This window comes from Facklamia lactis, from assembly GCF_015863205.1.
Taxonomy (GTDB): domain Bacteria; phylum Bacillota; class Bacilli; order Lactobacillales; family Aerococcaceae; genus Facklamia; species Facklamia lactis.
In genome coordinates this window covers 20,123-39,950 of record NZ_JACBXQ010000001.1, presented here as the reverse complement: position 1 = coordinate 39,950, position 19,828 = coordinate 20,123, and the positions used below count along the sequence as shown (strand labels likewise).

The 19,828-nt window shown below is 36.4% G+C and carries 17 protein-coding genes; all 17 read right to left on the bottom strand.

Annotated features, from left to right (window positions below; genetic code table 11):
* Positions 1–74: 74 nt before the first annotated feature.
* The 17 genes from dnaK to pyrH all read right to left on the bottom strand — a co-directional run bounded on the left by dnaK (position 75) and on the right by pyrH (position 19,818).
* Positions 75–1,910: a molecular chaperone DnaK gene (dnaK, locus tag HZY91_RS00190; RefSeq protein ID WP_197113279.1), complete on the bottom strand. Its 1,836-nt coding sequence runs from the start codon at positions 1,908–1,910 to the stop codon at positions 75–77.
* Between the two features lie 62 nt (positions 1,911–1,972).
* Positions 1,973–2,596: a nucleotide exchange factor GrpE gene (gene grpE, locus HZY91_RS00185; RefSeq protein WP_328751275.1), complete on the bottom strand. Its 624-nt coding sequence runs from the start codon at positions 2,594–2,596 to the stop codon at positions 1,973–1,975.
* Between the two features lie 14 nt (positions 2,597–2,610).
* Positions 2,611–3,624, bottom strand: a complete 1,014-nt coding sequence (gene hrcA / locus HZY91_RS00180) for a heat-inducible transcriptional repressor HrcA (RefSeq protein WP_197113264.1) — start codon at positions 3,622–3,624, stop codon at positions 2,611–2,613.
* A 135-nt stretch (positions 3,625–3,759) separates the two neighbouring features.
* Positions 3,760–4,710 (bottom strand): riboflavin biosynthesis protein RibF, encoded by a 951-nt coding sequence (gene ribF / locus HZY91_RS00175; protein WP_197113262.1) that lies wholly within the window; start codon positions 4,708–4,710, stop codon positions 3,760–3,762.
* A complete protein-coding gene (truB, locus tag HZY91_RS00170) occupies positions 4,707–5,636 on the bottom strand; it encodes a tRNA pseudouridine(55) synthase TruB (protein WP_197113260.1) in 930 nt (309 codons plus the stop codon). The genes ribF and truB overlap by 4 nt, the downstream gene beginning before the upstream one ends.
* Positions 5,637–5,823: 187 nt before the next feature.
* Complete coding sequence (rbfA, locus tag HZY91_RS00165; protein ID WP_197113258.1) at positions 5,824–6,174, bottom strand: 30S ribosome-binding factor RbfA; 351 nt, start codon at positions 6,172–6,174, stop codon at positions 5,824–5,826.
* A gap of 15 nt (positions 6,175–6,189) precedes the next feature.
* Entirely contained in the window at positions 6,190–8,520 is a 2,331-nt protein-coding gene (gene infB / locus HZY91_RS00160; RefSeq protein WP_197113256.1) for a translation initiation factor IF-2, read from the bottom strand.
* A gap of 22 nt (positions 8,521–8,542) precedes the next feature.
* Positions 8,543–8,869 carry a L7Ae/L30e/S12e/Gadd45 family ribosomal protein gene (locus tag HZY91_RS00155; protein WP_197113254.1) on the bottom strand — a complete coding sequence of 109 codons (327 nt, stop codon included), beginning with the start codon at positions 8,867–8,869 and terminating at the stop codon, positions 8,543–8,545.
* The gene (gene rnpM / locus HZY91_RS00150) at positions 8,866–9,162 is read right to left on the bottom strand and encodes an RNase P modulator RnpM (RefSeq protein ID WP_197113252.1); all 297 of its coding nucleotides are present in this window, start codon (positions 9,160–9,162) and stop codon (positions 8,866–8,868) included. The genes HZY91_RS00155 and rnpM overlap by 4 nt, the downstream gene beginning before the upstream one ends.
* Positions 9,163–9,187: 25 nt before the next feature.
* Positions 9,188–10,474: a transcription termination factor NusA gene (gene nusA, locus HZY91_RS00145; RefSeq protein WP_197113249.1), complete on the bottom strand. Its 1,287-nt coding sequence runs from the start codon at positions 10,472–10,474 to the stop codon at positions 9,188–9,190.
* 18 nt (positions 10,475–10,492) lie between these two features.
* Positions 10,493–10,966 carry a ribosome maturation factor RimP gene (rimP, locus tag HZY91_RS00140; protein ID WP_197113246.1) on the bottom strand — a complete coding sequence of 158 codons (474 nt, stop codon included), beginning with the start codon at positions 10,964–10,966 and terminating at the stop codon, positions 10,493–10,495.
* Between the two features lie 135 nt (positions 10,967–11,101).
* On the bottom strand, positions 11,102–15,409 hold the full coding sequence (locus tag HZY91_RS00135; RefSeq protein WP_197113243.1) for a PolC-type DNA polymerase III: 4,308 nt from the start codon (positions 15,407–15,409) through the stop codon (positions 11,102–11,104).
* 76 nt (positions 15,410–15,485) lie between these two features.
* Positions 15,486–16,754: an RIP metalloprotease RseP gene (gene rseP, locus HZY91_RS00130; RefSeq protein WP_197113240.1), complete on the bottom strand. Its 1,269-nt coding sequence runs from the start codon at positions 16,752–16,754 to the stop codon at positions 15,486–15,488.
* A 21-nt stretch (positions 16,755–16,775) separates the two neighbouring features.
* A complete protein-coding gene (locus HZY91_RS00125; RefSeq protein ID WP_197113237.1) occupies positions 16,776–17,573 on the bottom strand; it encodes a phosphatidate cytidylyltransferase in 798 nt (265 codons plus the stop codon).
* A gap of 24 nt (positions 17,574–17,597) precedes the next feature.
* The gene (gene uppS, locus HZY91_RS00120) at positions 17,598–18,320 is read right to left on the bottom strand and encodes an undecaprenyl pyrophosphate synthase (protein ID WP_197113234.1); all 723 of its coding nucleotides are present in this window, start codon (positions 18,318–18,320) and stop codon (positions 17,598–17,600) included.
* 145 nt (positions 18,321–18,465) lie between these two features.
* Entirely contained in the window at positions 18,466–19,023 is a 558-nt protein-coding gene (frr, locus tag HZY91_RS00115) for a ribosome recycling factor (RefSeq protein ID WP_197113231.1), read from the bottom strand.
* 69 nt (positions 19,024–19,092) lie between these two features.
* The gene (gene pyrH / locus HZY91_RS00110; RefSeq protein WP_197113229.1) at positions 19,093–19,818 is read right to left on the bottom strand and encodes a UMP kinase; all 726 of its coding nucleotides are present in this window, start codon (positions 19,816–19,818) and stop codon (positions 19,093–19,095) included.
* Between the last annotated feature and the right edge of the window lie 10 nt (positions 19,819–19,828).

Here is a 19,828-nt window from a genome sequence, read left to right as displayed (position 1 = left end):
ACAGAAAGGGAAACGATTGAATCATGCATGACTCAACATGACTCAATCGCTTTTCTTTTCTTGTTCGAAAAATTTTAATCTACTTCTTCAAAATCAGCATCTACAATGTTATCATCTGAGGAATCAGTTGCTTCACTTGCCCCTGCTTCCTGCTGTGCTTGGGCTTGTTGAGCTGCTTGCTCATAAAGCTTTACAGATAAATTCTGTACTACTTCATTAAGCGCATCACGTTTTTCTCTCATTTGATCAAGATCATTGGCCTCTACCGCAGCTTGTAATTCATCACGTGCAGCTTCTGCTTTTTGGATTTCATCTTCTGAAATATTATCGTTATCTTTTAATTCTTCTAACGTTTTATTAGTTGTAAAGATCATTTGATCCACTTCATTACGTAAATCTACTTCTTCACGACGCTTCTTATCAACCTCTGCATTAGCTTCCGCATCTTTAACCATACGTTCAATTTCTTCATCGCTTAAACCTGATGATGATTTAATAGTAATGGTTTGTTCTTTTTGAGTCCCTAAATCTTTAGCAGAGACATTCACAATACCATTCTTATCAATGTCAAACGTCACTTCAATTTGTGGTACTCCACGAGGAGCTGCTGGTATATCAGCTAATTGGAAACGACCAAGGGTTTTATTATCGGCAGCCATTTCACGTTCTCCTTGCAAGACATGAATATCAACGGCAGGTTGATTATCAGCAGCTGTTGAGAAAACTTGTGATTTAGAAGTAGGAATAGTAGTATTACGATCAATTAATTTTGTAAATACGCCACCCATTGTTTCAATCCCTAATGATAATGGTGTCACATCAAGTAGTACAACATCTTTGACATCACCAGAAATAACTCCACCTTGAATAGCCGCTCCCATCGCTACCACTTCATCAGGATTCACTGATTTGTTTGGTTCTTTTCCTGTTTCTTTCTTAACAGCTTCTTGAACAGCAGGAATACGCGTTGAACCACCCACCAGAATCACTTCATCAATTTCAGACTTATCTAAACCAGCATCTTTGATCGCTTGGCGTACAGGACCTTTAGTTCGTTCAACTAAATCATGAGTTAATTCATCAAATTTAGCTCGTGTTAAATTCATTTCTAAGTGTAATGGTCCATCTTCAGAAGCAGTAATAAACGGTAAGCTAATCTGAGTTGAAGAAACACCTGATAAATCTTTCTTAGCTTTTTCAGCAGCATCTTTTAAACGCTGTAAAGCCATTTTATCTTTAGATAGATCAATCGAATTTTCTTTCTTAAATTCTTCTACTAGATAATCAATAATTTTCTCATCAAAGTCATCTCCACCGAGCTTATTATCACCCGCTGTCGAAAGTACATCGAAGACTCCATCTCCCAACTCAAGAATAGAAACGTCAAAAGTTCCTCCACCTAAGTCAAAGACTAATACTTTTTCTTCAGCTTCTGTCTTGTCCAAACCATAAGCTAGAGCAGCTGCCGTTGGCTCATTTACAATACGCTCTACTTCTAACCCCGCAATTTTACCTGCATCTTTAGTTGCTTGACGTTGAGCATCATTGAAGTAAGCTGGAACTGTAATAACAGCCTTATCCACTTTTTCTCCAAGGTAATCTTCCGCATAAGATTTTAAATGCTGCAAAATCATAGCAGAGATCTCTTGCGGTGTATAATCTTTTCCACCCATTGATTGCTTATAGCCGTCTTCTCCAATATGACGTTTAATTGAAGCAATCGTCTCTGGATTTGTCACTGCTTGTCTCTTTGCAACTTCCCCTACTTGTATTTCATCATTTTTAAATGCTACTACTGAAGGTGTTGTACGATTTCCTTCTGGGTTGGGAATAATTTTAGCCTCTCCACCTTCAAGAACTGCTACTGCAGAGTTTGTTGTTCCTAAATCAATACCTAAAATTTTTGCCATAAGACATTCTCCTTTATGTTGTATTTATTTCAATTTTACTTTAACATCTATTCATTACTGTACTACGCAGAAACAATCACCATCGCAGGACGGATAATACGATCATTTAAAACATAACCCTTTTGCAACACGTTAATTACAATGTCTGTATCTTGTCCATCTTCAGCCGGCTGAGTGGTAACCGCCTGGTGAAAATTAGGATCAAATGGTTGATTGATCGGATTAATCATTTCAATATTTTCTTCTTTAAAAGCAGATAATATTTGCTCATAAACCATTTCCACTCCTTTATGAATGGCTTGAGCTTCTTCGCTTTTAACTTCTTGTTGTAAGGCTCTTTCTAAATTATCCATCGCATCTACTAGCCTTTTAGCTAAAAACTGCGAACGATACTTGGCTGATTCTTGACGTTCTCGTAAATTTGAACGCTGGATATTTGCGATTTCTGCTTGTAATCTAAGGTTGCGATCTTCTAATTCTTCCATCTGATGCATTAATTCATCTACCTTTGATGACTCTTCTTGAATGGAGTCAGAATGATCTTCCTGAGGAGACAATTCTTCTGCATTATCCATCGTTTCTTTTTCAATCTCTTCTACATTTTTCTGGTTAAGATCTGAATTTTTTTCTTGTGCATCTATTTTTTCATTTGCTTGATTGTCCATCTCTTTTTTTTCTTCAGTCACTTGAAGCCCCCCTTTTAATTGGTAAATTCTTTAATCATCTGATCCATTAACGTAATCATACGAGAAAACTTCATGGTTGATGAACCTAAGATACTTATCGTCATTTTTTGTACATCCAAAGTAAAAGTCCCCATGACAAGAGCTAAATTTTGCATGCCTTTCGGTGCAAAATCTTGCCCAAATAACACCTCAATCCCTTCCGAACGTTGCTCAAACGTATCAAATAATTCTTTAGAACCATCGAGAAGATTGAACAAATTCTTAAAATCTCTTGGAGTTATCTGTCTATCCATTACATCAAACAAGTTATTCTTACCACTAATAGAATAGCGATGTCCTTTCAATTGTTGAATAGCTTTTTCGATTAATGGTGAAAAGTCTATTAGTTGCGAGACCTGTCTTTGAAGCAATAACGGAATCGTGAGCTTCAATCGATGATAGGCATCCTCAAGAGGAACTCCTCTGAGTTCTACATTAATAATTTCACTCACTTTACTCAATTCTCCATCTGATAAACTAAAATGGCTTCGGTAAAGTTGGCTTTCGACATGGCTAAGATCTGTCACTAAAATAGACATAATGCTATTTCCTTCAAGTCGAATAAGCTTAAAATCTGCAATTTTGTGTTCTTCCTTACTTTGTCCAAACACTAAGCATGGAAACCCAGTAAGAGAAACAAACAAATCAGCCACAATCTTTGCCATCATGAAACTATCAGCAGGTCGATTACGAAACAATTCACTGACTGCTTTACGATCACTATCATATATGTTTTTCCATTTATCTGTATCCAATAAACGATCAACATAATATTGATAGCCTTCATTAGAAGGGATACGCCCACTTGAAGTATGCGCCTTTACTAAAAAGCCATTTTGTTCCAATACTACCATATCATTTCGAATAGTAGCGGGACTTACTTTTAAGTAACTTTCTTTTAATAAAGTCTTTGAACCTATCGGCACTTCAAGATCAGCATATAATTGTACAATTAGCTCCAGTATCTCTTGTTGTCTTGGTGTTAGCATTTATCTTTCACCTCATAACGTTAGCACTTATTAACCACGAGTGCTAACTGTCTATATCATACAACGGTAACGGTCGATTGTCAAGAAAGATCGCTAAAAATGAACAGAAAAATTAGCACTCTTTTATAACGAGTGCTAATTTATTTTTTCTTTGAAATAGTTTCTTGTATCAATTAAATCTTGATCCAATTGACTAATTAATTTTTCTATGCTGGGGAACTTCTCTTCTCCCCTTAAATAATGGTGCCACTTTATTTTGACACTTTCCCCATAAATCATTTTATCGAAGTCAAGAATATAAACTTCTACTGATAGGTCTTCAACATCATCAAAAGTTATATTATAACCAATTGATGCCATGCCATAATACCAATTCCCCTGCACCCAAAACTCTACAACATATACACCAATTCCTGGAAGCGTCTGCTCCCAATCAGATGCAATATTGGCAGTAGGATAACCAAGTTTAGTACTCCCCCTTTTCAGACCATTAATAACGATTCCATGCGTTTGATATATATAACCCAATTCTTTATTTGCTTTCTCCAACTGCCCTAAATGCAAATATTGACGAATAGAAGTGGAAGCAATTTTGTCATTATTGACGACTTGTTTGGGAATTTTAATAATCTCAAATCGATCTTTAGCATGATTGACTAGGGTGTCCATATTAGCCATATCTTTTGGACCATAGGTATAATCAAAACCTGCCACTACTACTTTTGCGCCCAATCCGACAATATAATTATCGACAAACTCTTGTGGGCTTTGGTGTCCAAATGCATAAGTAAATTCAGAAATATAAACATAATCAATTCCTAAATTTTTTAACAGCTCCATTTTACGCTTGTAAATAGAAAGATATGTATACCTTTGCGGATGTATTTTCTCATATACTAATCGCGGAGTATGATTAAAGGTTAAAACCGCTGAAAAAAATCCCCTTTCATTAGCAAGTTCAACAGCTGTTTTGATCACTTCCTGGTGCCCTCTATGGACTCCATCAAAAAATCCTAAAGCTAAAACAAGCTCTTTATTTATAATTTCTTCTTTCGAGTAGGGATGCTTCAAATTGATTATCTTCATTTTTCCACCTTTTCTCTTGGAAACATTTTATAAGGTTTAAGTTTATCATCTTTACTGGGGTGACGATCATAAATGGCTCTTAACTTATCTTCAAAAAATAAGGCTGTTGCTTTACTAATTTTTTGATTGAAATAATCGTTCGCTACAACCGCACCATGTCTAATTTCTTGAAACTGATCTTTGGTCAAATTGATACGAGGTAGACCTTCTATCGCTTTTTCAAGTGGAATCACTGCTTCATTTAAGTTTGATGCTTTAGCTAATTGTTCCAACTCCCTTAATGTAAATGCTTCTTTATTATTAAAGCCCGCTGAAGCCGTTCGGGTTAGTTGCGACATATGGCCTGGATAACCTAACTTAACACAGCAATCCACTGCTAAAGTTCTGACATAGGTTCCTTTACCACATTCTACTTCGAAATTCCATTTCTGAATTTTTTGCTCTGGATCATAAAATGGATCACTTGTTCTTCTAAACTTTTCGATCTGAACCCGACGTTTTGGCCTTTCAACTTCTTGTCCAGCTCTCGCATATTCATATAATCTCTTGCCCTTCACCTTAACAGCAGAGTAATACGGAGGCACTTGCGCGAGTTCACCTTCCATGTCTTTCATGACATCATCAATCACGCTTGAAGGAATTGGTTCCTGCACTTCTACTACTTTTATAACTTCACCATGAGCATCTTCAGTAGTTGTTGCAATCCCTACAGCTATCTCACCTTGATATTGTTTTTTTCCATTCATTAAGATGTCTACTAATTTGGTCCCTTGTCCTAAACACACCACTAATATTCCATCTACTTCTGGATCGAGAGTGCCAGTATGACCAATTTTTTTCATTTTAAAAATTTTTCTCATTTTAAACACGACATCATGACTCGTCATGCCTTTTTCTTTCCAAACAGGCACTATCCCATCAAACATATATCTTCCCCCAATAGTAAAATAACATATCTATTATACTTTAAATTACCTATTTAACCAATAGTCACACCTGCGAAAGAAATGTCTTGAGATTTATCATTTTCACACAATAAAAAGACGAATCCAAAGATTCGTCTCTTAACGTGTCTATCCTAATTCACTTAATAAATTAAAAGTATTTCGTGAATTATTCACTTTTTTTTATTTGGTTTAATAAGCTATCAATACGATTACCATAATCAATCGAATGATCGCGTTCAAATATAATTTCAGGAACTTTATATAGTGAAAGACGTTTGCCAAGTTCTGAACGGACTTTACCTGCTACCGCTTGAAAACCAGCCTGAGTTTTCTGCCTTTCACCAGCCTTATCAGATAAAGTAGAATAAAAAATAGTGGCATGTTGCAAATCGCCCGTCACTTCAACGTCTGTTATCGTGGCACCTTCAATTCTTGGGTCTTTAATAACATTTAACAAAATATCATTAACTTCGCGCAATATCTCCTGTCTCACTCTACCTATGCGATATTTTGCCATTTCTAACCCTCCTTTTTATCTTTTAACTTCGACTAGTCGATAAGGTTCAATAATATCATCGACTTTTATATCATTATATCCTTCAATCATAATGCCACATTCGAGACCTTTTGCTACTTCACGAGCATCATCTTTGAAACGTTTTAAACTCGCTAATTCTCCCTCGTAAATAACAATGTTATCTCGTATCAAACGAACTTTACTTGATCTTTCAATGAATCCTTCTAAAACATACGCACCTGCTATTGTCCCTAATTTAGAAACAGCATAAGTTTCGCGCACCACAACCTGTCCAGTAATCTCTTCAACATATTCGGGATCTAGCATGCCCTTCATAGCTGTTTCGATCTCATCAATAACATTATAAATAATGTTATGTAATCGAATATCTACTTGCTCTTCCTCTGCTTGAGCTCTAGCTTGAGGAGTTGGTCTTACATTAAAGCCTATCACAATCGCAGATGAAGCATTCGCTAAAGTAATATCACTTTCGTTAATCGCTCCCACTGCTTGATGGACAATATTAACTTTAACTCCTTCAACATCTATCTTAAATAAACTAGCAGCTAGTGCTTCAATCGAGCCTTGAACGTCTCCTTTTAAAATCACATTAACTGATCTTAATTCGCCTTCTTGCAAGGTTTCAAACAGATTATCTAATGTTACTTTTCTCTTAAGATCACGTTGTCTCTCTTGAGCTTTCTGAGCTCTTTCTTCACCAGCTTGTCGGGCTGTTTTTTCATCTTCAAAAACAACAAACTGATCTCCAGCTTGGGGAGCATCATTTAGTCCCGTAATTTCTACTGGGGTTGAAGGCCCGGCTGAACGAATTCTTCTACCATGATCGTTCAGCATCGTTCTGACACGACCATATGTATTTCCAACTACAATAGGATCTCCAACTCTTAAAGTTCCTTGTTGAACTAATAAAGTAGCCGTTGCTCCAGTTGATTTATCTAAACGGGCTTCTATCACTGATCCTAAAGCTAAACGATCCGATTTTGCTTTTAATTCTTGAATTTCTGCCACTAATAAAATCATCTCCAGCAATTCATCCAAGTTATCACCGTATTTTGCAGAAATGTTAACAAATATATGTTCTCCACCCCAAGCTTCTCCGATAATTCCATATTCTGACAATTCTGTCATCACTCGTTCTGGATTAGCTTCAGGTTTATCAATTTTATTAATCGCAACAATTATCGGAACATCTGCTGCCTTAGCATGATTAATTGCTTCAACTGTTTGAGGCATAACTCCATCATCAGCAGCTACCACAATAATAGTAATATCAGTAACATCTGCACCTCTCGCCCTCATCGTTGTAAAGGCCGCATGTCCTGGAGTATCAAGAAAAGTAATTGACTTTCCATCAACATCTACTTGATAGGCTCCAATATGCTGAGTAATGCCTCCGGCTTCTCCTTCGGTTACATGGGTGTTTCTAAGCGAATCTAACAAACTGGTTTTTCCATGATCCACATGTCCCATAATCGTTACCACAGGTGGACGAATTGTTTGGCCATCATCTTCTGCAGCTGCTTCGAAATAATAATCCAAATCCGAAACTTCTACCACAACTTTCTCAACGGGTTCAACCCCATATTCTAAACAAATTAACTCAATCATCTCTTTTGAGAGCGCTTGGTTCTGATTAACCATCACACCCTGCATAAATAGCTTCTTGATAATTTCAGTAGCATCGCGGTGGAAATGTTTGGCAATCTCTTGGATATTAATGCCTTCCGTATAATGAAACGTTTCAGGTAGATCTTTATGCTTACGGGCTGTTAAGCCTTTTGATTCAACAGTTTGCGACCCTTGTCTACCTTTACGTCGATTTCGACGATTCCCTTTTGATCTCTTAGACCCTTTTTGTTCTTGTTGCTTATTGGCTTGACCATGATTTTTTTTCTTATTATCATGTTTTTGCGACTCACTATCAGAACTTGAACCGCTCGCCTCTTCCTTCGTCTGCTTCGAAGCAACATTATTTTTTGTCGCGTGCTCTCTTTTTTCATTCGTTAATTTTGTAGCATGAACTTGACTGTCTTTTGTTTTTTTATTTTTTTCATCCTGCTCAATTTTATTAGACTTCGTCTCTGATGGCTGATTATTATTTACTTTGGTATGATTTGTCGTAGGCTTTTCCTCTTTTTTTACAGTCTTATTATCTGACTTATTATTTTTCGCTTGAATCACTTGATTCAATTTAGCTTGCTGAGCTTCATCAATTGAAGACATGTGGCTGTTAAATTCCATTCCATGTTCTTCAGCGATTTTTAAAATTTCTTTGGATGTCATATCTTGTTGTTTAGCAAATTCATAAATTCGAACAGCTGTCATACAATCACCTTCCTATACTTGACTATTTATCATTCATGTTCTCTACCCCTGTCACATATGATAAAAATTTTTGTGATATGCCATGGTCTGTAATCCCACAAATTGTTCGAGATTTTCCAATCGCATGACTGATTTCATACCTATTAAAATTTATATGAATAGGTACATTATATTGAACACTCATCTTTTGATAACGTTCTTTGGTAGCTGAACTCGCATCATTAGCCACCAAAATTAAGTGAACTTTTCCTTTTTTAATCCCTTTTTCGACCTGTTCATCTCCAGATATCAATTTAGAGGCTCTTAGAGACAAACCTAGCAAATTTAACTGCTTTTGCTTAAAGATCATAATAACTCTTTCCTTGCTTTCTGATGATCAAGATATTTATAAAGTTCATCATAAAAAGTATCTTCAATAGCAATGTCAAACAATCGGTTAAATATTCGTTTTTCTTTAGCTTTATAGGCTAACTCTGGATCTAAAGTAATATAAGCTCCCCGACCATTCTGACGCCCAGATGGATCAATTTCAACCTTTCCTTCTGGTGTTCTCACAATCCGAACCAAATCCTTTTTGGGAAACATTTCTCCAGAAACAACGCATTTTCTCATTGGTATCTTACGCTTTTTTTGTTGCTTCATTCTCTAACCTCCTCAAAAGGATATTTTATAACTCCTCTTCTTCATTCACTTCTGCAATGTATTCAACTTCTTCCACTAATTCAGCATAATCCTGTTCAGGGTCAATGCTCGCTTCATCCATCATTGCCTCAGCACCTTCTGGATCTAAATTTTGCTCTGCATAATCTTGTTCTGCTCTTAATTCTATTAATTCATCCGCTGTATCTTCTATAATAGCATCAATATCTTCCACTAAATCTTCCTCAGTAGAATCCATTTGATCCATTTCGGCTAAATACTCAGCATAAGAACTTTCTGATTTAATATCAATCTTATAGCCTGTTAAGCGAGCTGCCAAACGAGCATTTTGCCCTTTTTTACCAATTGCTAGTGACAATTGATAATCGGGCACTACTACGATGCATGAATGATTTTCTTCATCAAAAATCACATTAATAACCTCAGCTGGGTTCATTGCATTTTTAATAAAAACAACAGGATCTTCATCCCAATGGATAATATCCATGTTTTCACCATTCAGTTCATTTACAATAGATTGCACCCGTGTTCCTCTTGGTCCTACACAAGTCCCAACTGGATCAATATTAGAATCTCTTGAATTCACTGCTACTTTCGAACGATCTCCTGCCTCCCGTGCAATTGAAATTATTTCAACAATTCCATCATAAATTTCTGGCACTTCTTGCTCAAATAAGCGGCGTAAAAAATCAGAATGAGCACGGCTCACAACTACCTGCGGACCTTTACTGGTCTTATCTACTTTTACTACATAGACTTTAACTCGTTCATCCATCACAAAGCTCTCACCTGAAATTTGTTCACTAGCAGGCATAATGGCTTCAATTTTACCTAAGTTAACATATACATTTCTTGCATCGACTCTTTCGATCGTTCCTGTTAATATTTCATCTTGATATTCAATGTATTCATCATAAATAATATCTCGTTCTGCTTCTCTAATTCTTTGCATTACAACATGTTTTGCTGTTTGAGTAGCAATTCTTCCGAAGTCTTTCGGAGTTACTTCAAATTTAATTTTATCTCCTATTTCATAAGCGCGATTAATTTTTAATGCTTCTTCAAGGGAAATTTCTAAAGTAGAATCATAGTTAATCTCTACAACTTCTTTAACCGAGTATACTTTGATCTCTCCTGTGTTTTCATCAAATACAACTTCTACATTCTGTGCCTGATCATAGTTTTTCTTATACGCCAAGATCAAGGCGGATTCCAAAGCCTCTTTAATGACGTCTGGTTTAATACCTTTTTCTTCTTCTAGAATGCGCATAGCAGCTATTAATTCTTTACTCACTAATGCTACTTCCTTTCTCTAAAACTTTACAGCTAAACGTGCTTTAGCTACAGCCTTTTTATCGATTTCTAATTCTTTACTCACTGTTTTTATCTGTACTTTCAAAAGATAAGTGTCTTCGTTCACAGCCAATAGAATACCATCATGGTGTTTTTCACCGTATTGAGGTGCATAATAATCAAAATGAATATATTCACCAATGGCAGATTTTATTTGTTCTTCAGTTTTAAGAGGTCTTTCAGCACCTGGTGATGAAATTTCTAAAAAGTATGCATCAGGAAACGGGTCAGGCTGCATTGCATCTAATTCTTCAGAAACTCTTTCACTAATCAAAGCACAATGATCCAAATCGATACCCGCTTCATTATCTGCATATACCCGCAGAAACCAATTCTTACCTTCCTTTACATATTCAATATCCACGAGTTCACAGCCCGCTTCTTTTACTATAGGTTCAATCAAAGGTCGAACTTTATCGACTATTAAGCTCATACATTCACCTCTCATTTATCAATTTTGTAACATTTAAAACGAAAAGAGCGAGCGTTTCCGCTCACTCCTCCAGGACATTTATAATTTGATTATACCATAACTTCTGTATATCAACAAGAACAACTTACTTCTAGCTTAAAATAGAGAAAGTTGATCTTCATCTGGCAAGCCAGCTAAAACTCCATTTTCATCCAAATATTCCATGATTGTCTTAGATACCTTTCCCCTCTTTTGCAGGTCTTCTTTTGAAATAAAAGGAGCTTCTTCTCGCGCCAATACTATTTGTTGTGCAGCTCCTGAGCCTAGTCCGGGAATGGTTCTAAACGGAGGGATCAAACTATCTCCTTCAATCACAAAGTTAACAGCAAGCGATTTTTCTAAACTAATCATCTGAAAACTAAATCCACGTTCAAGCATCTCATTCGCCAATTCTAAAACTGTTCTCAGGTTATTTTCTTTAACCGATGCATCCATACCTTTACTCAATATTTCTCGCAAACGATGCTTGACCATCTCTTTGCCTTGGTGCATGGCAATAATATCAAAGTCTTCAGCCCTCACTGAAAAATAAGCAGAATAATAATATAAAGGATAATGAACTTTAAAATAAGCAACCCGCAAAGCCATCATAATATACGCCGCCGCATGAGCTTTCGGAAACATATATTTGATTTTTAAACAAGAATCAATATACCACTCTGGAACGTTTTTAGCCCGCATCTCCTCTTGCCATTCATCTGGGATACCTCTACCTTTACGGACAAACTCCATAATTTTAAAGGCTAACGAATCTTCCAATCCATACTGCATAAGTGTCACCATAATATCATCACGACATCCAATAACTCTCGCAAGAGGTACAACATTATTCTTAATAAGTAGCTCTGCATTCCCTAACCACACATCCGTACCATGTGACAAACCGGAAATTTGAAGCAATTCAGCAAAAGTCGAAGGATGGGTTTCGGTTAACATTCCTCGCACAAAGTTTGTACCAAATTCTGGCACTCCCAAGGTTCCAGTCTCAGAAAAAATTTGCTCACTTGTTACTTTTAAAGACTCTGTTCCAGAGAATAGAGCCATTACTCCCGGATCAGTTAAAGGAATATCCTTCGGGTCAATCCCTGAAATATCTTGTAAAAAACGAATCATTGTTGGATCATCGTGCCCCAGAATATCCAATTTCAACACATTATCATGTATAGAGTGAAAATCAAAGTGGGTCGTTTGCCACTCAGAATTTATATCATCCGCCGGATATTGAATAGGAGAAAAATCAAAAACATCCATATACTCTGGTATCACAATAATCCCTCCGGGATGCTGACCCGTTGTCCGCTTAACACCTTCGATCCCTTTAGCCAGGCGCTCTTTTTCAGCTTGAGGAACATATTTTTGTACATTATCTAGATAACCACGAACATATCCAAAAGCCGTTTTTGTAGCCACAGTTGAAATGGTCCCTGCACGGAAAACATGGTCTTCACCAAATAATACTTTTGTATAAGCATGAGCCCGTGGTTGATATTCCCCCGAGAAATTTAAGTCAATATCGGGAACCTTATCTCCTTTGAAGCCAAGAAAAGTCTCAAAAGGAATATCATGACCATCTCTACTAAGAGGCTGATGACAATTCGGACACTCTTTCTCGGGTAAATCAAATCCAGATCCCACTGATCCATCTGTAAAAAATTCATTAAAATGACACTCCTTACAATAATAATGAGGCGCTAATGGATTTACCTCTGTAATCCCTGTCATCGTCGCCACAAAACTTGATCCAACTGATCCTCGTGATCCGACCAAATAGCCATCCTCATTACTTTTTAAAACCAATTTTTGTGAAATCAGATAGATAACAGCAAAACCATTAGAAATAATAGAATTTAATTCTTTTTCCAACCTTTTCTCAATAATTTCAGGAAGAGGATTGCCATACAATTCATACGCTCGCCCATAAGATAGGTCACGAATTTGTTGGTCCGACCCCTCAATATTGGGTGTATAAAGTTTTGACTTAATTACCTCTATTCCATCATCAATCCAATTTGCTATTTCATTTGAATTCTTAACTACTAATTCATATGCTATATCTTCTCCCATAAAAGAAAATTCTTCTAACATTTCATCTGTCGTTCTAAAATGTAAAGGAGGTAAGTATAATTTCCGATTGGCATTCATTTTTAATGATTTTAAAAGGATCTCACGATAAATTGAATCATTTGGATCTAAGTAGTGAACATTGCCTGTCGCTACTACCAATTTACCAGATTCTTCTCCCAGTCTGACCATTTCATTCATTATATGATTTAAATCCTCACGAGATCGAATGAGTTCTTGCTCTATTAAAACATCATATATTGAAGGTGGTTGAAGCTCAATAAAGTCATAGTAATCAACCAATTGACGAGCTTCATCATACCCTTTCTGCATCATAGCCGTAAAAACTTCTCCATTTGAACAAGCTGTTCCAATGATTAAATTTTCCCTGTATTGATTTAAAACTGATCGAGGAATACGAGGTTCGCGGAAAAAATATTGAGTATTTGAAATCGAAATTAACTTAAATAAATCTTTTAAGCCTGCTTGATTTTTAGCAAGTAAAGTAGCATGAAAAGGACGAGACTGTTTATAAGCTTCTCCTTGACCGATTTGTTGATTTAACTGGTTATGAGATATCATCTCAAATTGCTCTTCAGCTTGTTCTAAAAGTTTCATCAAAATCTGACCAGTTGTTTCCGAATCATAAATAGCCCGATGATGTTGTTCGAGAATAATTCCATAATGCTTTGCCAATGTATTCAAGCGGTGAGCCTTCATATGCGGATTAACTAAACGAGAAAGAGCTAAAGTATCAATAACCGGTAAGGAACTTGTCTCCTTTCCATAGCGCTCATATGCCTTATTAAGAAATCCCATATCAAAAGAAGCATTATGTGCCACTAATATAGAACCCTGAGTGAAATCATAAAAATCATTCATTACCTTCTCTTCAGGAGGAGCATCCGCTAGCATTGCATCCGTAATTCCAGTGAGCTCTGTCGTAAATGATGATAAAGGATGACCAGGATTAATAAAAGCCTCGAAAGAATCTACAACATTTCCCTTATACATTTTCACCGCTGCTAATTCAATAATACGGTCATATACTGAAGAAAGTCCTGTTGTTTCCACATCAAAAACAACATATGTTGCTTCTGAAAGTTGCACATCCGATTCATTATAGGCAACGGGTTCACCATCATTAACAATATTTGCTTCTATACCATAAATCACTTTTATATCATGAGCATTCCCTGCATGAAAAGCATCTGGAAAAGCTTGACCGGTAGCATGGTCCGTAATGGCCACAGCTGGATGTCCCCATTCCGCAGCTCTCTTAATTAAATCTGAAACAGAATTCGTGGCATCCATTTGACTCATATTAGAGTGTAAATGTAATTCTACTCTTTTATCTGTCTTAGCTTGATCTTCTCGTTTTGCTTTCTTAATCTTACGAATAGAGCGCGGCCGAAAGTCTAATTCCCCTGAAAAATTGTCCGGAACCATGTCTCCCTCAAGTCGCAACCATTCTCCTTCTTTAAATTGTTCTATTTGACTCTTTTTTATTCTTTTTCCAGAAATCAATTTAACAGCGATCGAAGAGGTATAGTCTGTCACTTTCATTATGAGCAAAACTTCTCCAGAGCGTAATTCTTTATTTTCAATTGAGAAAACATAGCCTTCAATCACTTGTCGATATTGATTTTCGGGCAAATCAATAATTGAAGTTGGAGCAACTGCCGGAATATATTTTCCAATCGGTTGAACTTCTTCTACCACTTCCACTTGCCTTTGTTGTTTCTTTTCTTCATTCTCCAGAGCTTCTATTAGACTAGCTTGATCTAATTCTTCCAATCTTTGGCGTGTTTGAGTATACTCTTGTTGACTAATGGTTTCATCTACATAATAACTAAGTGTTAGATACTCTAAACCAACCTGTTGCAAGCGCTGGAGAAATAGTTGATGATATTGATTCTCTAAACTATAGACTTGATTTTGACTTGCGAGTCCAATTTGTATCATTTGATTTTCAGGATCAAACTGACAATTAGCATTCGCAAGTGTAATTCTTAAGAAAGGTGTATCCGCTACAAGTTGTTGCTGTACAGCCTGCCAATAATCGTTAATTTCTTCATTAGAAAGCTCTTTTTTTTCTTGAAAATGCCACCATACTTCTGTTTGAGCAATATCAGAAAAAGCATTCCTCATCGAATGCATAAAAATTGAATAGACATCTGGATGAATTCTCCGAGGTGACTTCAGATGGAAATGCCACTGTTCTGTACTTTCATAGACGTCGACTCTTTCAATCTCAATTTCTGACAAACTAGCAACTATATCTGGATTGTCAATTCCTAATTGATCAATTAATACTTCAAATAACGAAGGATTTTGTTTCATATAATCCCCTTTCAATTCTGATGTTTATCAATAATACCCCCGTTCTATTATTTTAATAAACGGGGGCAAAGTTCAATTAAAAAAAGGCTCTCATAATATCATTCCATGTGACAGCTACCATTAGTACTAAAAGCAAAACAACTCCTACCAAGGTGATTAAGCCTTCTTTTTCTTGACTTAACGGTTTTCCTCGAAGCAATTCGACAAGGTTCATTACAATTTTACCACCATCTAAGGCAGGAATAGGTAGTAAATTAATAATTCCTAAATTCGTCGAAAGTGATGCCAGAAACCATATGATATCCACTAATTGTTCATTTGCCACTTGACTCGTTGCTTGAGCCATGGCAACAGGCCCTCCAAACATATTCAGATCAAAACCTCGTGTAAAAATAGTTGAAAGTGCCCCCAAAACCATCATGACAACATTCCAAGTTGCCGTAAATCCAAATAAAATTCGATCTAAAACTGCCGTAGATTTCTTAATAGTAATTCCTAAACTTGCCACTTTCTGACCGTTTTCCATTTCTGAAGAAGATACTTTGGCAGGAACAGTCATCTGTTTGTTATCTCGTTCTACTTCTATCTCCACCGACTTATCGGGATATTTCGCTATTTCCGCTGTTAATTCATTCCAATTTTTGGTTGAAATTCCTTCAATTGATAGAATCCGATCTCCAGCAAGTAAACCAGCTTCTTCTGCAGAAGAATTCTCAATCACTTCACCTATCTCATTACTATAATTAGGCACATTCGGCAACATGAAGCCAACAATAGTGAATGCAAGAATGGATAAAATAAAATTGTTCAAGGGGCCACCAAAATTAGTTAAAATTTTATTAAATACGGATACTGACTCATATCGACTTTCCTTTGGTGCAACTCGTACAATAGTTCCATCCGGCTCTATGATCTCAGCTTGTCGATCTACTTCAAAATCTTTCCGCTCATCTTGTCCCGTTACATAACCAGAAATCTTCATCTCATCCACTAAATCTACATGATCGATTTGGATAGGAAGTTCCTCTAGTTGAGCCTGTTTTTCACTGGTATTGACCTTCACTACTTTATCTTGTTCATTTAAAATAATCCCAACCGATTGTCCAGGCTGAATCATCTCTTCTTCTCCTAATCCAGCTAAGCGGACATAACCACCTAAAGGGAGCATTCTAACTGTATAAGTCGTCCCATCTTTTGCTTGCTTAGCAAACAACTTAGGACCCATTCCTAACGAAAATTCACGGACAAGAATACCAGCTTTTTTTGCCCAATAGAAATGCCCAAACTCATGGATTACCACAATTATTGAAAAAATTACTAAAAATACTAAAATCGTTTTTACCATTCTTTTCCTCATTCCTTACTTCTACATTTTTGCAAAATTTACCCAAACCATAAACATAATACTTGCAAAAAGTGTAGAATCAAATCGGTCCAATACACCACCATGACCTGGTAAGAAGCTACCAGAGTCTTTCACTTGAAAATATCTTTTATAGGCAGATTCTACTAAATCACCAAATTGCCCCGCTAGGGAAATCAAAATCGTCAAAACTCCTATATAGTCTTGCCCTGGAATTTGTAATTTAAAAATTAAACTATAAACTCCTGTTACAATTAGAGAAGTTATAATCCCCCCTAAAGCCCCTTCAATTGTTTTATTTGGACTTATATAACTTGCAAGCTTATGAGATCCATAATGTTTACCTACAAAATAAGCTCCCGTGTCCGTAGACCAAATGACTAAAAAGAGATAAATCATCGTCGGTAACCCCAGGTTTCTAATCTCTATAATAAAACGAAAGCCAAACCCAATATACAATGCTGCAAATATTAAAGTTGCAGCATCCACAAAATTAAAATATTTATAACGATAAACTGTCAAAATTAATAAGAGCATCCCACAAATATAAAAAATTATAAGGGGTTCTGAAATAGGAATTATTTGCTCCAAATAAGAGCCAGGTAACACAACTGAAGCTAAAGCAACTGTCGAAATGATCCCAATCTCTCCAAAATATTTAATTTTTTTCATCTTTGCAATTTCATAGAGACCGATGGCTCCTAGGACAAAGATCACCCATGCAAACCAATGACCACCAACATAAAGGAAAGGGATAAAGATGGCCATTGCAATTAAGGCAGTTATAATACGCAACTTCATTGCTTCTTTCCTCCCTGGAGACGTCTAGACTTTACCAAAACGACGCTTTCTTTTACTATACTCGATTATTGCTTCATCAAATTGCTCTGGTTTAAAATCCGGCCATAAAATATCAGTAAAATAAAATTCACTATAGGCTAGTTGCCATAACAGAAAATTACTTAATCTTAATTCACCACTGGTTCTTATCATAAGATCAGGAGCAGAATATTCTCCTAAAAAATGAGTCATTAAGTGGGCATCAATCAGTTCTTCATCGATTGCATTTGGCATCAACTCACCTTGCGCTACTTTTGTAGCAATCAACTGAACAGCTTGGGTAATTTCTTGCCTACTTCCATAATTCAAGGCAATATTTAAAATCATCCCTGTATTCTTTGATGTTTGAGCAAGCCCTTCTTGCATAATGGCTTGGGTTTCTTCTGGCAAACGATTTGCATCCCCAATATAGTCTACTTTTACATTATTTTTATTCAACTGAGGAAGAAATGAATCAAAAAAATCTTTCGGTAAATTTAACAAAAAATTCACTTCATCTTCTGGACGAGACCAATTTTCTGTAGAAAATGCATAAACAGTCAAAATTTTAATTCCCAGTTCATTTGCTCTAATGACAATTTCCTTGAGGGTCTCCACTCCTTTACGGTGACCAAAAACTCGAGGCATCATTCTTTTCTTAGCCCAACGCCCATTGCCATCCATAATAATAGCGACGTGCTTAGGAATTTTTTCTAGATCATGGTTCATAATGGATATCCTTTCAAGTAAAAATACACTACTCATTATAACAGAAAGGGCTTCTTATCAGAAGCCCTTTTGTTTTAACTATGTCCTATTAGAATAAAACTAGAAGGTAAAGACAATTTCGCCTGCACCTTCTAGTTTAAAAAAATTAATTATTACGAATTTCATCCTCTTTTACAGAAGTTAATTGATCAATTTCTTTAGTAGCCTCATCCGTTAGCTTCTGAATATCTTTTTCATATGATTTAACATCATCTTCTGTTAACTCATTTGCTTTTTCTAACTTTTTAGCTTCATCTATAGCATCTCGTCTAATATTACGGATCGCTACTTTTGCGTTTTCTTGTTCCTTGCCAACTACTTTAACCAAATCTTCACGTCGTTCTTTTGTTAAAGCGGGTATCACGAGACGGATCACATCTCCATCACTCGTTGGAGTAATTCCGACATCACTCATCAAAATTCCTTTTTCAATATCCTGCAATGAGTTCTTATCATAAGGTGATATCACCAACATACGAGGCTCAGGTATTGTAATAGAAGCAAGTTGATTTAAAGGAGTTGGAGCACCATAATATTCTACAGAAACTCTATCTAGTATACTCGCATTAGCAACCCCTGCACGAATAGTTCCTAATTCACGTTGATATGCCTCAATCGTTTTATTCATCCGGCTTTTTGTATCTTTTAATAAATTGTCAGCCATTTTCTTCCTCCTATGTGACTTTGTCCAACTATTATAGCAAAATTCATAAATATTGTGAATGGTAAAAGACTAACTCTCCTGATTTCCAACCGTTGTTCCAATATTTTCTCCTAGAACAACTCGTTTAATATTACCTGGCTCATTCAGATTAAAGACGACTAAGGGAATATCGTTATCCATACTTAATGATGAAGCCGTTGCATCCATCACTTTCAATCCTTTAGAGATGACATCTAAGTGAGTTAAACTTTCGTATTTTGTCGCCTCAATATCGGTTTTGGGATCTGCGCTATATACACCATCAACATTATTCTTAGCCATTAGAATAACATCTGCATCGATTTCAGCAGCTCGAAGTGCAGCAGTAGTATCGGTCGTAAAATATGGGTTCCCTGTTCCACCAGCAAAAATCACAACACGGCCTTTCTGCAAATGACGAATAGCCCGACGACGAATATAAGGTTCTGCAACAGCCCGCATTTCAATTGATGTTTGAACTCGAGAAGGTACTTCGAGATTTTCTAAGGAATCTTGAAGTGCTAACGCATTCATCACAGTAGCAAGCATTCCCATATAGTCCGCTTGCGCTCGCTCCATTCCCATTTCTGATCCTATTGAACCTCTCCATATATTACCACCACCCACAACAATTGCTACTTCAATCCCCAATTGGTGAACCTCTCTTAGTTCTTGTGAAATAGTTTGGACTGTTGCGGGATCAATTCCAAAACCCTTACTTCCTGCTAAGGCTTCTCCACTTAATTTTAATATGACTCTCTGATATTTAGTTTCCACGAGATCCCAT

What these genes read in the sequence shown, in the direction of transcription:
- dnaK (WP_197113279.1), bottom strand. Translation starts at nt 1,910, where the DNA reads ATGGCAAAAATTTTAGGTATTGATTTAGGAACAACAAACTCTGCAGTA.
- rseP (WP_197113240.1), bottom strand. Translation starts at nt 16,754, where the DNA reads ATGGTAAAAACGATTTTAGTATTTTTAGTAATTTTTTCAATAATTGTG.
- hrcA (WP_197113264.1), bottom strand. Translation starts at nt 3,624, where the DNA reads ATGCTAACACCAAGACAACAAGAGATACTGGAGCTAATTGTACAATTA.
- ribF (WP_197113262.1), bottom strand. Translation starts at nt 4,710, where the DNA reads ATGAAGATAATCAATTTGAAGCATCCCTACTCGAAAGAAGAAATTATA.
- rimP (WP_197113246.1), bottom strand. Translation starts at nt 10,966, where the DNA reads ATGAGCTTAATAGTCGATAAAGTTCGACCTTTGATTGAACCTATAGTA.
- HZY91_RS00125 (WP_197113237.1), bottom strand. Translation starts at nt 17,573, where the DNA reads ATGAAGTTGCGTATTATAACTGCCTTAATTGCAATGGCCATCTTTATC.
- uppS (WP_197113234.1), bottom strand. Translation starts at nt 18,320, where the DNA reads ATGAACCATGATCTAGAAAAAATTCCTAAGCACGTCGCTATTATTATG.
- HZY91_RS00135 (WP_197113243.1), bottom strand. Translation starts at nt 15,409, where the DNA reads ATGAAACAAAATCCTTCGTTATTTGAAGTATTAATTGATCAATTAGGA.
- frr (WP_197113231.1), bottom strand. Translation starts at nt 19,023, where the DNA reads ATGGCTGACAATTTATTAAAAGATACAAAAAGCCGGATGAATAAAACG.
- HZY91_RS00155 (WP_197113254.1), bottom strand. Translation starts at nt 8,869, where the DNA reads ATGATCTTTAAGCAAAAGCAGTTAAATTTGCTAGGTTTGTCTCTAAGA.
- infB (WP_197113256.1), bottom strand. Translation starts at nt 8,520, where the DNA reads ATGACAGCTGTTCGAATTTATGAATTTGCTAAACAACAAGATATGACA.
- rnpM (WP_197113252.1), bottom strand. Translation starts at nt 9,162, where the DNA reads ATGAAGCAACAAAAAAAGCGTAAGATACCAATGAGAAAATGCGTTGTT.
- truB (WP_197113260.1), bottom strand. Translation starts at nt 5,636, where the DNA reads ATGTTTGATGGGATAGTGCCTGTTTGGAAAGAAAAAGGCATGACGAGT.
- rbfA (WP_197113258.1), bottom strand. Translation starts at nt 6,174, where the DNA reads ATGGCAAAATATCGCATAGGTAGAGTGAGACAGGAGATATTGCGCGAA.